Origin of the sequence: Polaribacter septentrionalilitoris (assembly GCF_009832745.1) — a bacterium.
Lineage (GTDB): Bacteria > Bacteroidota > Bacteroidia > Flavobacteriales > Flavobacteriaceae > Polaribacter > Polaribacter septentrionalilitoris.
This window is the reverse complement of record NZ_VRMJ01000014.1, coordinates 371376-386317: the sequence shown is the minus strand read 5'-3', so window position 1 is coordinate 386317 and position 14942 is coordinate 371376. Positions and strand designations below refer to the sequence as shown.

Below are 14942 nucleotides of genomic sequence, written 5' to 3'. Positions count from 1 at the left end.
ATGAAAAAAATACTAGTAGTTTTTGGTACCAGACCTGAGGCAATTAAAATGGCTCCTTTGGTAAAGGAATTGTATCAGCATGCTGAATTTGAGGCCAAAGTTTGTGTAACGGCACAGCATAGAGAAATGTTAGACCAAGTGTTGGCATTTTTTTCCATTCAACCCGATTATGATTTGGACTTAATGAAAGCCAATCAAACCTTAAATCAACTTAGTGCAAGAATACTAACAGCCATTGATGAGGTGTTGGTAGATTTTAAACCAGATTTAGTTTTGGTTCACGGAGATACTTCTACGAGTAGTATGGTGGCTTTAGCAGCTTTTCATTTAGGAATTAAAGTAGGTCATGTAGAAGCAGGTTTAAGAACTTATAATAAATTTGCTCCATTTCCAGAAGAAATCAATAGACAGATAACAGGAAGGTTGGCAGATATTCATTTTGCTCCAACCAAACAATCTGCACAAAATTTGTTAAATGAAGGGGTATCACCCAATGCAGTTCATATTACAGGAAATACAGTGATTGATGCTTTGTTATGGGGAATTAAGCATGTAAATAAAGATAGAAAAGATATAAAAGAAATTAAACAATTTGTTGATATAAATAAAAAACTAATTGTTGTTACTGGCCATAGAAGAGAAAATTTTGGAGATAAATTTTACGAATTTTGTAATGCTCTAAAACAATTAGCAAATAGAGAAGATGTTCAATTAATATATCCAGTTCATTTAAACCCTAACGTACAAAAGGTAGTGTATGATACTTTAGGAAAACACAAGAATATATTATTAATTGCACCTTTAGATTATGAAGCATTTATTTGGTTGTTAAATCAATCATATTTAATTATTACTGATAGTGGAGGTGTGCAAGAAGAAGCTCCTTCATTAAAAAAACCAGTTTTAGTTACAAGAGAAGTTACAGAAAGGCAAGAAGCTGTTATTGAAGGTACTGTAAAATTAGTTGGAACTGATCAAAATAAAATTGTTAAAGAAGCAACACTTTTATTAGATGACCTAGTGGCTTATAATATTATGATTGGAAATAAAAATCCATATGGAGATGGTACAGCAGTATTACAAATAGTAGATGTTCTAAAATCATTTTAAATGAAAAAGATAGCAGTAATTTGTAATTATGTTTTAAAACCAGATAGAATTGGAGGAATGGACCGTTTTTTTTACTTATTTGATAAACAAGCAAAAGAAAAAGGGTATAATTTAGACTGGTATTTTACAGATTATAGTATTTTTAATTTTTATAAAAATTTAAATATATATAGTGCAAATAATTCTTCTGTAGAACAAAAATTTTTAGAAATGTCTTCCAGTAATAAATATGATGTTGTTATTACACATTTTACTGAATTATGCACAAAGTTTTATAAACAGGTTAAATTAATTAACCCTAATTGTTATTCAATTGCAGTAGATCATAATCCAAGACCTTTAAATGGTTTTTCTTTAAAAAAGAAAATTAAAAAAAGAATAGAAGGTTTTTTATACAGTAAATATATAAATCAATTTGTTGGAGTTTCTCAATATACTGTAAATCATATTTTAAATGATTATGGTATGTTTTTAAAAAAGAAAACAAAAGTTGTGTATAATGGAATTGATACAGGTGTTTTTATTAAAAGAAATAAAGAAAATAAAAATAAATTTATTGTAGCTTCTCATTTGCGGCCATCAAAAGGAATTCAAGATTTGTTAAAAGCATTAAGCTTTATAAAACCTGAATTATTATTTGAAGTTGTAATTGATATCTATGGAGAAGGAGCCTATAGAGAAGAGTTACAAAGATTAACTAATAAATATAATATACAAGAGGTTGTATCATTTAAAGGAAGTTCATCTAAATTAAATGAATTATTTTGTAACTACAGTTATATGATTCAACCAACTTACATGGAATGTTTTAGTTTGTCTATTTTAGAAAGTTTATCGGCTAATGTGCCTGTAATTACAACTACTGTTGGAGGAAATTTAGAAGTAATACAGGATGGTGATAATGGTTATATATACCAGCCAGGAGATTGCAAAGAACTTGCAAGTATTTTAAATGATATTATTAGTGGAGAGAAGGGAATTAAAACGAATACGTCTCTATTAATTGAAAATGAATATTATTTGAATAAAATGGTTAATGAGCATATAAATTTGTTAACTTAATGCACATCGCTTTTATCACACCAGAATTCCCTCATACCCATTTTCAAGGAAATATTGGAGGAATTGGAACGTTTACTAAAAACATAGCAAAGCAGTTGATTAGGTTAAATCATACTGTAACTATTTTTGTGCACAGTCAAGCTAAAGAGTTTGTATTAAAAGAAAATAGAGTTACTATTCATTTTGTAAAATTAAAAAAAGTAAAAGGAATTACTTGGATTACCAACAGGAGGTATTTTAATCAGTATGTAAATAAGGTAATTAAAAAAGATAATATTGAAGTTATAGAAGCTCCTGAATGGACAGGTTTTACCGCTTTTATGAAATTTGATTGTCCGTTGATTGTTCGTTTACACGGATCGGACACCTATTTTTGTCACTTAGAAAACAGAAAAGCAAAAGCAAAGAATCAATTTTTTGAGAAAAAAGCCTTAAAAGGAGCAAATGCTATTGTTGGTGTTAGTAAATTTGTGGCTGATAAAACAAAAGAGTTGTTTGGTTTAACTCAAGAAATTATAACTATTTATAATACGATTGATGTCACTGATTTTGTTCCTAATCATCAATATATAAAACCAAAAACACTATTGTATTTTGGAACCATTGTTCGTAAAAAAGGAGTATTAGAAATAGCAAAAGCATTTAATAAAATTGTAGCACAAGACAAAAAAGTTCAGTTATGTTTTGTAGGTAGAGATAATAGAGATGTTTTTACAGGTAAATCCACTTTAAAAATGGTTGAAGAATTATTATCAACAAATGCTCTTAAAAATTTTAAACATATAAATGCAGTACCATATACAAAAGTAAAAAAAATCATAAATAACGCAGAGGTAGTATTGCTACCTAGTTTTGCAGAAGCTTTCCCTATGACTTGGTTAGAGTCCATGGCTTTAGAAAAGAGATTGATAACCTCTAATATTGGATGGGCAAAGGAATTGATGATAGATGGAGATACAGGTTTTATGGTAAATCCAAAAAATACTGAAGAATTTAGCTTAAGAATTTTAAATTTGCTAGAAGATGAAGCTAATGCAAAAACAATGGCAATAAATGCGAGAAAAAGAATTATAAGTAACTTTAATATGGATAACATTATAATTCAAAACATTAAATTATATAAAAGTGTTTTATGATTATATTGTATCATAATAGAAATAAAGCCTTATACTACTACAATAGTAAAAACAATACAATAAAAAACTGTAGCGAGATAAATATTCAAAAATGTTTATTAAACTTAGCTCAGCAATTTCCCAAAACATTATTAATATGGTGTCACAATACTTTAAAAGATGAGTTAAATATAGATAAATTATCTCATATTTTTCATCATAAATTAATAATGGCTAGTTATAGTGTTAGTGGAGATTATGTAATTGCAAAAGAAATAGGATATGTTGACCAGCATTGTTTTATCAATGTAAAGAAAAATGTTACCTACCCAACATGGTTGATGTCTTCAGATGTTGGAGGTTTATATGCTGAGGTAATTATAAAATTTACCTCTCATTTAAATAAAAGAGTATCATTTGATGAGTTTTTGTGCGGTATAGCTAAATTAACAATGTGTAAAGGTTTGATTTGTTATTCAGAGCCTAATTTAATAGTAAACAAAAAAAACAACAGTAAATTAAAGGTTGATAACAATTCTTATAAACTATTTAGATTTGTAAAAAAATATTACAAAATTAAATGGGTATTTTTACTTTTTTTAAATCAAATTCTTTACAATAATAGGCTTAATATAATTTCTCTTTTGAAGAGTTTATTCTTTATAAATAATGAAAAAATAGATATAAATTTAAATGATATAAAAGTCTCATCTATAAAAAATAAGGTAAATAAAACAGATTTTAAAGTAGATGTATTAATACCAACTTTAGGCAGGAAAGAGCACTTATACAATGTGTTAAAAGATTTAGCAAAACAAACATTACTTCCAGAAAAAGTAATTATTGTTGAGCAAAATGGAGTTGAAAACAGTACTTCAAACCTTGACTACTTAAGTAGTGATTGGCCTTTTAAAATAGACCATACATTTGTTCATCAATTAGGTGCTTGTAATGCTAGAAATTTAGCTTTGAAAAAAGTGACAGGAAACTGGGTGTTTTTTGCAGATGATGATGTAAGGTTTGAAGGAGATTTATTGGAAAAAGCATTTGCTTATATTAATCAATATAATACTTCAAGTATTACAATAAGTTGTTTGCAAAATGGAGAAATTGAAAAAAACACAACCCCACTACAATGGTATGGTTTTGGAACAAATGCATCATTAGTAGAAAGTAAGTATGCAAAAAAATGCTTTTTTAAACAAGAACATGAGTTTGGTTATGGAGAGGATACAGATTATGGAATGCAATTAAAGAATAATGGATGTGATACTATTTACATACCTAATGTTAAAATGTTACACTTAAAGGCTCCAATTGGAGGTTTTAGGTTTAAATTTAAACCATTATGGAATAATGATAAAATTATACCCAAACCTTCTCCAACTATCATGGCATACAATTTAAAGCATTTAACAAATCAACAGTTTTACGGGTATAAAACGATTTTATTTATTAAATTTTATTCTAAACAAAAAATTAAAAACCCGATTAAGTATATTAAGAATATGGCTTTAAACTGGAATAAAAGTGAATATTGGGCAAAAAAAATAATGGGTAATGAAGTTTAGTCTTATTATTTGCACCTATATGCGACCAAAAGCTTTAATAACGTTGTTAAATACAGTTGCTGTACAAACATTATATCCAAATGAAATTTTAATTATTGATGGATCATTGAATCACGAAACAAAAGAAGCTATAGAAACACATAATTACAAGAATCTGAGTTATTATTTAGTTTGTAATGATAATAGAGGCTTAACTAAACAACGTAATTTTGGAATTAAAAAAGTTTCACCTTATTCTGATATAATTTGCTTTTTAGATGATGATACAGTTTTAGAAGCTGATTATTTTGAAAAACTTATAGAAACTTACACTGTTTATCCAAAAGCATCTTCAGTAGGTGGATATATTACTAATGAAGTTGAGTGGAAAGAAGCACAAGAGGGCAATGCAGATGAATTTTTTTATGATGGTTGGGTAAGAACAGAAAGTTCTAGATTCAAGTTAAGAAAAAAACTAGGATTACTAGACTCCACACCTCCAGGATGGATGCCTAGGTTTTCAAATGGGAGATCTGTTAGTTTTTTACCACCAAGCGGAAAAGTGTATAGGGTAGAACAAATTATGGGGGGTGTATCATCCTATAAAAAGGAAGTGTTTTTAGATCAAAAATTCTCTAAATACTTTGAAGGGTATGGTTTGTATGAAGATGCAGATTTTTCACTGAGATTAGCAAAAAAAGGAAAATTGTATATCAATACTGCAGCTCGTTTAGAACATCATCATAATGTTGCTGGTAGACCCAATCAGTTTGATTATGGAAAGATGGTGACGAGAAATGGATGGTATGTATGGAGAGTGAAGTATAAGTCACCAAAATTACTAGCTCGACTAAAATGGAATATGATTGCTATTCTTCAAATTAAATTACGTTTACTAAATGTAATTACAACCACTAAAAGATTAGAATCTTTAACAGAAGCTTTAGGTAGAACTTACGGTTTGTGTACACTTATTTTTAACAAACCTAAAGTACAAAGATGAAATTTGGAATTATAACACATGCTGTGCATAAAATAAAAGATGGACAAATTTATGCATACGAGCCTTATGTACGAGAAATGAATTTATGGGCAAAGCATGTAGATCAAATTCTAGTGTTAGCTCCTGTTTCTACTGACAAGATTAGTTCTATTGAAATTGCTTACCAACATAACAATATTAAAGTTATAGAAATACCAAATTTTGATATTACAACAGTAAAAAACTTGTTGAGATCGTTATTAGTAATGCCTATAATTTGTTGGCAAATCTATAAGGTGATGAAACAAAGTGATCACATTCATTTGCGTTGTCCAGGTAACATTGGTTTATTAGGTTGTATAGTACAAATATTATTTCCATCAAAGCCTAAAACAGCTAAGTATGCAGGGAATTGGGATCCAAGTAGTCATCAACCTATTACATATAAATTACAGAAATGGTTATTGAGTAATACTTTTTTTACTAAAAATATAAAAGTTTTGGTTTATGGTGAATGGCCAAATCAAACAAAAAATATTGTGCCTTTTTTTACAGCTTCTTATGCTAAAAATGAAATAGAACAAGTACCAGAAAAAAAATTAAATTCTATTGTTAAATTTATTTTTGTAGGTACTTTTTCTGAAGGTAAACAACCATTATTAAGTGTAAAAACTATTGAAAAATTATTGTCTCATAATTATGATGTTCAATTAGATATGTATGGTGAAGGTTCTGAGTTTAATTCTGTAAAAAAATATATTAACGACAAAGAATTATCAAATCGTATTAATTTGCATGGAAATAAATCAAAAGAAATTGTAAAAAATGCTTTTCAAAAAGCACATTTTTTGATTTTTATATCAAAATCAGAGGGTTGGCCTAAAGTTGTTGCAGAAGCTATGTTTTGGAGGTGTTTACCAATTTCTACTGATATTTCTTGTGTAAATTATATGTTAGATTTTGGTAATAGAGGTGAAATCTTAAATCCTAATTCTTCAGTGGAAGAAATTTCTGAAATTATTTTAAATTATATTCATAAAGAAAAATCTTATCAAGAAAAGGTGTTGAGTGCTCAACAATGGTCTCAAAATTTTACTTTAAATAAACTTGAATCTGAAATAAAAAAAATATTTAAGAATGAATAATTTGAGAGTTTTACAAATAATAGATTCTTTAAATACCGGAGGTGCAGAAGTATTGTCTGTAAATATAGCTAATTTGCTATCTAAAAAAGGTTTAGAATCTCATCTATGTTCCACTAGGTTAGAGGGGGATTTATTAAGCAGTATTCATAAAAATGTAGGATATATTCATTTAAATAAAAACAAGAAAATAGATATTCAAGCATTAAAAAAAATAAAAAAATACATCAAAATGCATAAAATAAATATTATTCATGCACATTCTTCTTCTTATTTTTTTGCTTGCTGTATAAAAATAATACATCCCAGAATTAAGATAATCTGGCACAATCATTTTGGTTTAATAACTAAAATAAAAGGTAAAAATTTATATGCTATTAAATTATTTTCCTATTTCTTTTCTTCAATTATTGTTGTAAATAAAAATTTACTAAATTGGTCTTTAGAGAAATTAAATTGTAAAAAGGTTTTTTATCTAAATAATTTTGCACTGATAGATAACAAAGAAAAAACAACTGTTTTAAAGGGCGAAAGCGGTAAGAGAATTGTCCATTTAGCAGGTTTTAGACCTGACAAAGATCATGAAACTTTATTAAAAGCTTTTAATTGTTTTTTAAATGAACACAAAAGCTGGTCGTTACATTTTATTGGTAAAGTTTATAATGATGATTATTCAAAAAAAATAAATTATCTAATTAAAGAAAAAAAACTAGAAAAACATACATTTGTATACGGTTCTTGTTTAGATATACCGAATATTTTATCCCAGGCTACAATAGGTGTATTATCCTCTAAATCTGAAGGTTTGCCTCTAGCTTTATTAGAATATGGTCTAATGAAACTACCAGTAATTACAACAAATGTTGGAGATTGTAATAAGGTTATTATAAATAATAAAACAGGTTTTGTTGTTTCTCCAGAAAAAATCACTGAGTTTACAGATAAACTTAAGATTCTGGTTAATTCAGAAGAATCAAGAACAAATTTTGGCGAAAGTTTATATAATCATGTTCAAAATAATTTTTCACCAAATGTTTTTATTAATAAGTTGATAAAAATTTATAAACAATAATTTTGATTAAATATATATTAGATAATAAGCTATTAATTATTATCATCCATTTAATTTTTGGTTACTTAGCAACTCAAGCTATATTTCCAAAATTTTACGGTATTGTAATAGTTGTTTTACCAATATTTCTTATATACGCAAGCAATAATGAAAATGAAGAAGCTTTTACATTAGCTTCATATTTAGTAGGTGGTGAGGTTTTTATAAGAATGACAGGAGGACTTATTCTATATGAAACTGGTAAATATGGTGTTATATTGTTTTTGATGTTAGGTATTCTAGTAGGTAGATTCAAACAAAATTTTTCTCCACATTATGTTTTTTATATACTATTATTACTTTTGGGTATTGTTTTTACTCAGGTTCCGGAGGGGGAATCTTTGAGGACAAATATTGCTTTTAATCTAAGTGGCCCAGTAGTTTTAGGTGTTGCTTCTTTTTATTTTTACAAGAGACCAATTACCAAGCAACAGTTATATGATGCTTTATTCTTTATGTTGTTACCTCTTTTTTCTATGATAAGTTACCTTTATTTTAGGACACCAGATTTAAAAGAAATAGTTTTTAACTCAGAAGCAAATTTTACGACTTCTGGTGGTTTTGGACCTAATCAGGTTGCAACAGCAATAGGTATGGGTATGTTTGTATTAACCATATTTGTTTTGCCAAAAAAAAGACTCACAGGTTACTATTTTTTAGATGCTATTTTTTTAATATACTTCTCCTATAGAGGGTTGTTAACATTTTCTAGAGGTGGAATAATTACGGCTTTTATATCACTAATTTTATTTTCGTTCTTTTATGTAATTTATAAAAGAATTTCTTTCAGTGTTATTTTAAAATATCTACTTATAATTTCGTTTTTTTTGGTGTCTATTTGGGTTTATACCTCTGGTATTACTGGAGGTATGTTAGAAAATAGATACACAGGAAGGAATAAGATAGGAGTTAAAGAAGATATTTCTTCAGGAAGAATTAAGATATTTGAGGTGCAATTCGAAAACTTTTTAGATAACCCACTTGGAATAGGGGTGGGAAATGGAAAATATCAAAGAAGAAAAGAAATTAACATGGTAACAGGTGCTTCCCATAACGAGGTAGGTAGGCTGTTAGAAGAACATGGTTTCATTGGTTTTTTTTTGTTAATTTTATTACTTGTAATGCCCATTTTTAATTTTTTCAGATCAGATTTTTATGGTAAAGCTTTTATAGCTGGGTTTTATGTCATATGGTTTTTAACCATTAATCATTCTGCAATGCGAATTGCCTTACCTGGTTTTGTGTATGCATTAACATTGATTAGGATTTATGATGATGAAGAATAGAAAAAAAATATTGTACATAGGTAATAATTTAACTAAAAAGACCAAGTATAATACAACCCTTATTTTACTATCTAATTTATTACAAAAAGAAAGTTTTCAAGTTATCATTTCATCTGATAAAATAAATAAATCGTATCGTCTTGTAGATATGTCTTATGCTGTTTTTAAGTGTAGAAAAAAAGTAGATTATATTTTGATAGATACCTACAGTACTAGTAATTTCTATTATGCGCTTATTACATCTCAGTTAGCTAGAATTTTTAAAATTAAGTATATACCAATTTTACATGGGGGAAATCTTCCAGAAAGATTAAAATCAAACACTTTGTTATCAAGTCTTATTTTTAAAAACTCCTACAAAAATATAGCACCATCAAACTATTTAAAAGAGGCTTTTGAAGGTTATGGATATAAAACAGAATTCATACCTAATATTCTAGAGATTGAAAATTATAATTATAAAATAAGAAAAATTATCAAACCAAGATTACTTTGGGTTAGAGCTTTTAAAGAAATTTATAATCCTACAATGGCAATTAGAGTTTTAAAACTGCTTAAAAAAAAATATCCTGATGCAACCCTTTGTATGGTTGGTCCTTTTGTTGATGATACTTATGAACAGACTAAAAAATTAATTAATAAATTTAATTTACAAGACTCAGTAGAATTAACAGGTGTTCTTTTAAAAGAGCAGTGGCATAAGAGATCTGAAGAATTTGATATTTTTATAAATACAACAAATTTTGATAATACACCTGTTAGTGTTATGGAAGTAATGGCTTTGGGCTTACCTGTAGTAAGTACTAATGTTGGAGGTTTACCCTTTTTAATTAAAGATAAATTTGATGGTCTTTTAGTTCCACCTTTATCTCCTCAGTTAATGGTAGCGTCAATTATAAATATTCTTAATGCTGAACATCCAAACATAAGTTTAAATGCCAGAAAAAAAGTAGAACAATTTAGCTGGGAAAATAATAGAGAAAAATGGCTTAAAATTCTTAAGTGATGTTCAATAAATATATATACATACTGGGAGAAAAAATTAGAAATCCTTCTTTAAAGAAAATTTTTGTTTTCTTAAAAAAAAGCGAGTATTGGTCTTTAAAAGAACTTGAAGAATATCAACTAAAAAAGTTAAAAGAACTATTAAATATAGCATATAATCATTCAGATTACTACAAGAAAAAGTTTGATGATTACAAATTAAACATCAGAACAATAAAGAGTTTAGAAGATGTAAAACACATTCCTACCACTTCTAAACAAGATTTGATTGATTTTACACCCCAAATACATAACAACTTAAAGTTTAAAAAAACATTTTTAGCAACAACTTCTGGAACTTCTGGTGAGTCGCTTAAATTTTATAGAGATGAGCATGCAGACTCATTTAACAGGGCTGTAATTCAAAGAGGATATTCTTGGTATGGTGTTAAGCCATGGGATAGAAATGGTTATTTTTGGGGAGTCAATTTTTCGTATCTCCAACAACAAAAAAATAAAATTTTAGATATACTTCAAAACAGATTTAGAATATTTAGTTACCAAGAAAAATCGTTAAAAAAATTTGTAAAAAAATCAAGAAAAGCAAGATATATTCATGGATATTCTTCTATGATTTACCAAACAGCTGTATTAATTAATAAATTAAATTTAGAACGGCCTAAAAGAATAAAAATGGTTAAAGGGACTTCAGAAAAAATCTTTGATAATTATCAAAAAGAAGTCAAAAAAGCTTTTGGTCTTAAAATGATTAGCGAATATGGTGCAACAGAGTCTGGCATTATCGCATTTGAGTGTAATGAAGGCAAAATGCATATTAATATGGAAGGAGTTTTAGTAGAAAATATTAATAATGAAATTATAGTTACTAACTTACAAATGCAATCTTTTCCTGTCATAAGATATAAGTTAGGAGATTATATTCGATTAGCTTCTAGAGATGAAAAATGTAAATGTGGAAAAAGTCACTTAATATTAGAAGAAGTTACTGGTAGAATAGGAGAGAGTGTTTATGGATACAAGGATAAATATCCAAGTTTATATTTTTATTATATTTTTAAAAATATATCAAAAAAGTATAATATTGATTTAAACTATCAAGTAATTCAAGATAAAAAAGGAGAATTGGTGTTTTTAATTGAGAAGAAATTAACCACTTCAATTAAGGGAAAATTACAAAAAGAGATTAAAAATTATTTTAAAGAAGATGTTAATTTCAAAGTTAAAGAGCAAGCCAGCTTTAGATATTCAAAAGGAAAATTAAAAAACTTTATTTCTAACTTAGATGAATAATTTAGTTTCAATAATTACAGCAAATTATAATTCTGAACAATTTATTTCTAATACTATTGAAAGTATTTTACGTCAGTCTTATCAAAATTGGGAATTGATTATTGTTGATGATTGCTCCAATGATAAAAGTATAGATATTATTACCTTATATGCTAAGAAAGATTCTAGAATTAGATTGTTTGTGTTAGATGTAAATTCTGGAGCTGCAATTGTTAGAAATAAAGGAATAGAAATGTCAAAAGGTAATTTTATTGCTTTTCTAGACAGTGATGACCTATGGTTGCCTAAAAAGTTAGAATTGCAAATGAATTTTATGATAGAAAACAAATTTTTATTAACACATACTTCTTATGAAATTATTGATGAAAAAGGTATACCAATCAATAAAATAATTAAATGTAAAGAAAAGTTGGATTATAATAGAATGTTGTACTCTAATGAAATAGGCTGTTTAACAGCAATGTATAATAGTGATGTTTTAGGTAAAATTTTTATGCCAAATATTAGGAAAAGGCAAGATTATGCCTTGTGGTTAAAAATATTGAAATCAGAAAAATATGCCTATGGATTGGATATTGTTTTAGCACAATACAGAGATAGAAGTAAATCTATATCTAATAATAAGATAGAAATGCTAAAATGGAATTGGAATTTGTTTAAAGAAATAGAAAAATTATCTTATTTTCGAGCTACAATATCAACTGTTTCATGTGCTGTTCATAAAACTCTAAAATATTTTGGCAAGTAAAAAAACGTATTTAGATATCTCAGAAAGAAAGTTTTTTTTAAGGCTTTTCGATGTTTTAATTTTAATACTTAGTATATGGTTTTCATATGTGTTTCTTGACTTTAAATATTTTAAATTTAATAATCAATTAATATTAAATTGGTTTATTCTTTTAATTTTTTATTACGTTTTATTCGGTGAAATTTTTCAACTATATAATTTAAGTGTTTCTAATAATAGATATTTAATTTTACGAAGTGTTGTACTCACTGCATTTGCAACAACTATATTCTATGTTTTTACCCCTTATATTTCTCCTGTATTACCAGAAAATAGACTACAAATTGTCTATTTTTTCTTAATTATATCTACACCAATTATTATTTGGAGATTTATTTATTCTTGGTTAATTTTTTCACCAAAATATTTTAAAACAATATTATTCATAGGACACTCTTCTTTGGTAAAGAAACTATTGACTCATATTAAAAATGATAATTTTCATCATGTAACTGGTTATGTTTCTGAGCAGAAAATTGATGGTTTAAAAGGATATCATGATATTAACTCTTTTGATTTATCATATTTAGTAGAAAATAATCCGATAACAGAGGTGGTTGTTTCGGAAAAAAATCTAACTAATGATAATGTTTCTTTTTTAAATCAAGAATTAATAGCTAACTTTAAAAAAGGGGTTAATATTATTAGTTATGAAACATTTTATGAAACGGTAACTTCTAGGGTTCCTAAAGAGTATTTAGATCATACTTTTTATAAAAATCTAAATTTTAGTAAAAATAATTCCAATAGATTTTACCTTTTTGGTCTAAGATTTATTGATATTGTTATTTCCATTTTAGGTTTACTAGTTTTTACTTTCTTAATACCAATCTTACTTATATGTAACTTTATTGGAAATAGGGGGGCTCTTTTTTATACTCAAGAAAGAGTTGGTCAAAACACAAAACCATTTACTATTTATAAACTTAGATCTATGGTCAAGAATGCCGAAAGTAATGGTGCTGTTTGGGCAGCTAAAAATGATGTTAGAATTACAGTGTTTGGTAAATTCTTAAGAAATACTAGATTAGATGAAATTCCACAATTTTTTAATATACTAAAAGGGGACATGAGCTTAATTGGCCCTAGACCTGAAAGACCTGAATTTGTAAAAGATTTAGAAAAAGAAATTCCTTTTTATTCGATAAGACATGTTGTTAGACCTGGTTTAACAGGGTGGGCACAAGTTAATTATCCTTATGCAAATAGTATTGAAGAACAAGAAACCAAATTACGTTATGATTTGTATTATATCAAAGAACGTGATACCTTGTTAGATTTTAAAATCTTAATTAAAACAATTACTACTGTTTTATTTTTCAAAGGACAATAAATTCTTGGACAAGAAATAATATCTAATCCAAAATAAGATCAATAGCGGTATAATAACTTTTGGATACACTTGTATTTGAATAATCCATAATATTGGAATAATTGCTATTAAAATTAATAAAAACTTAATGTAGATGTTTAACCATTTTGTTTTTATGTTCTTTTTTAGTAATAAAAAACCAATTACAAGATTAACGGGAAATGCCCAAAGAATATTAAAGTTATTGGGAGCTGTAGAATGACTGGAAAAAAACCAAAGAAAAAATAAGATGCAACCTATAAGACCAGTAGTAAAAAACAGCACAAAATCTAATAACTTAGTTCTCTTTTTTCTTTTATAATCTTTATACGTGATAAATATTCCAATAAGTGCAAGTAAGCAAAAGATTAAAAAAGGACTAAATGTTTCAGTTTTTGGTTGTTTTTCTTTAAAACTAAGTAAAGTATCTTCTTTTTTTACTAAATCTTGAGTTGTATTTTTTGATATTAACTTTGCATTTTTGAATGCTTTGTAAGTATAATCAGGAAGAAATAGGTATTCATCAGGTTTTGCTTTTTTGTCTAATTTAATACCAGCAATTAGGTTCAATCCAAAACTACCCCAAGTGTTCCAATGAATTTCACGATTTGTTAATTCTCTAAAAGTTAATTCATTTTCTAAGTAATCATCTTTAAAACTAACTTTATCTCCTAAAACCATTTTTGTAATGTCTCTTAATTTAGTAGCACAATTATCAAAATAAGGATTGTATAAATAATCTCTGTTTTTTGGTAATGCCTTATTTTCTAAGAAAGAGAAAAAAGCATGTTTTTCTTGTTGTGATAGATTTAAAATTTGTTGTTTTAACCAACGATTATCTCTTTTGTAACTTGCTAAAAAATATTTAAAATCATAACGAGCAAGACTATAAATCATATTTCCTTTGGCAAAATCGGTATAGAAATTAGGTCTGTTAAAATCAAACACACCATAGTTGTAAATCAAATCTAAATTTAAATTAGGATCTTTAATTCTTATGGCAGAATGACCAAAGGCCTCATAGAGCTCTTCTCCAGGACCAGCAGTAACAATACTAATTTCTGCATTTTCAGAAAGTTGAGCTTGAGCTTTTATAGGCAAAAAGAAAAAAAATAGTAATAATAGAAAAGTGTATTTTTTTATCATAATAA

The 14942-nt window shown here is 26.9% G+C and carries 13 protein-coding genes; 12 read left to right on the top strand and 1 reads right to left on the bottom strand.

The window, feature by feature from the left end:
* Genes wecB through FP421_RS03790 form a run of 12 tightly spaced genes read left to right on the top strand, consistent with a single transcriptional unit; the run spans window position 1 to window position 13773 of the window.
* Window positions 1-1110, top strand: coding sequence for a non-hydrolyzing UDP-N-acetylglucosamine 2-epimerase (gene wecB / locus FP421_RS03845; protein ID WP_159947774.1), 1110 nt, complete (start codon window positions 1-3; stop codon window positions 1108-1110).
* On the top strand, window positions 1111-2172 hold the full coding sequence (locus FP421_RS03840) for a glycosyltransferase family 4 protein (protein WP_159947772.1): 1062 nt from the start codon (window positions 1111-1113) through the stop codon (window positions 2170-2172).
* The gene (locus FP421_RS03835; protein ID WP_159947770.1) at window positions 2172-3308 is read left to right on the top strand and encodes a glycosyltransferase family 4 protein; all 1137 of its coding nucleotides are present in this window, start codon (window positions 2172-2174) and stop codon (window positions 3306-3308) included. Before FP421_RS03840 ends, FP421_RS03835 begins: the two co-directional genes overlap by 1 nt.
* The gene (locus FP421_RS03830; RefSeq protein WP_159947768.1) at window positions 3305-4858 is read left to right on the top strand and encodes a glycosyltransferase family 2 protein; all 1554 of its coding nucleotides are present in this window, start codon (window positions 3305-3307) and stop codon (window positions 4856-4858) included. Before FP421_RS03835 ends, FP421_RS03830 begins: the two co-directional genes overlap by 4 nt.
* Complete coding sequence (locus FP421_RS03825) at window positions 4848-5840, top strand: glycosyltransferase family 2 protein (protein ID WP_159947766.1); 993 nt, start codon at window positions 4848-4850, stop codon at window positions 5838-5840. The genes FP421_RS03830 and FP421_RS03825 overlap by 11 nt, the downstream gene beginning before the upstream one ends.
* The gene (locus FP421_RS03820; RefSeq protein ID WP_159947764.1) at window positions 5837-6964 is read left to right on the top strand and encodes a glycosyltransferase; all 1128 of its coding nucleotides are present in this window, start codon (window positions 5837-5839) and stop codon (window positions 6962-6964) included. The genes FP421_RS03825 and FP421_RS03820 overlap by 4 nt, the downstream gene beginning before the upstream one ends.
* Window positions 6957-8033: a glycosyltransferase gene (locus FP421_RS03815; RefSeq protein WP_159947762.1), complete on the top strand. Its 1077-nt coding sequence runs from the start codon at window positions 6957-6959 to the stop codon at window positions 8031-8033. The genes FP421_RS03820 and FP421_RS03815 overlap by 8 nt, the downstream gene beginning before the upstream one ends.
* Before the next feature lie 2 nt (window positions 8034-8035).
* Entirely contained in the window at window positions 8036-9358 is a 1323-nt protein-coding gene (locus tag FP421_RS03810; RefSeq protein ID WP_159947760.1) for an O-antigen ligase family protein, read from the top strand.
* Window positions 9348-10364, top strand: a complete 1017-nt coding sequence (locus tag FP421_RS03805) for a glycosyltransferase family 4 protein (protein WP_236548020.1) — start codon at window positions 9348-9350, stop codon at window positions 10362-10364. Before FP421_RS03810 ends, FP421_RS03805 begins: the two co-directional genes overlap by 11 nt.
* Window positions 10364-11653 carry a phenylacetate--CoA ligase family protein gene (locus FP421_RS03800; RefSeq protein ID WP_159947758.1) on the top strand — a complete coding sequence of 430 codons (1290 nt, stop codon included), beginning with the start codon at window positions 10364-10366 and terminating at the stop codon, window positions 11651-11653. The genes FP421_RS03805 and FP421_RS03800 overlap by 1 nt, the downstream gene beginning before the upstream one ends.
* Window positions 11646-12401, top strand: coding sequence for a glycosyltransferase family 2 protein (locus FP421_RS03795; protein WP_159947756.1), 756 nt, complete (start codon window positions 11646-11648; stop codon window positions 12399-12401). The genes FP421_RS03800 and FP421_RS03795 overlap by 8 nt, the downstream gene beginning before the upstream one ends.
* Window positions 12391-13773: an exopolysaccharide biosynthesis polyprenyl glycosylphosphotransferase gene (locus tag FP421_RS03790; RefSeq protein ID WP_159947754.1), complete on the top strand. Its 1383-nt coding sequence runs from the start codon at window positions 12391-12393 to the stop codon at window positions 13771-13773. The genes FP421_RS03795 and FP421_RS03790 overlap by 11 nt, the downstream gene beginning before the upstream one ends.
* Here the strand turns inward: FP421_RS03790 and FP421_RS03785 are convergent.
* Window positions 13753-14937: a lipoprotein N-acyltransferase Lnb domain-containing protein gene (locus FP421_RS03785; protein ID WP_159947743.1), complete on the bottom strand. Its 1185-nt coding sequence runs from the start codon at window positions 14935-14937 to the stop codon at window positions 13753-13755. The genes FP421_RS03790 and FP421_RS03785 overlap by 21 nt on opposite strands.
* Between the last annotated feature and the right edge of the window lie 5 nt (window positions 14938-14942).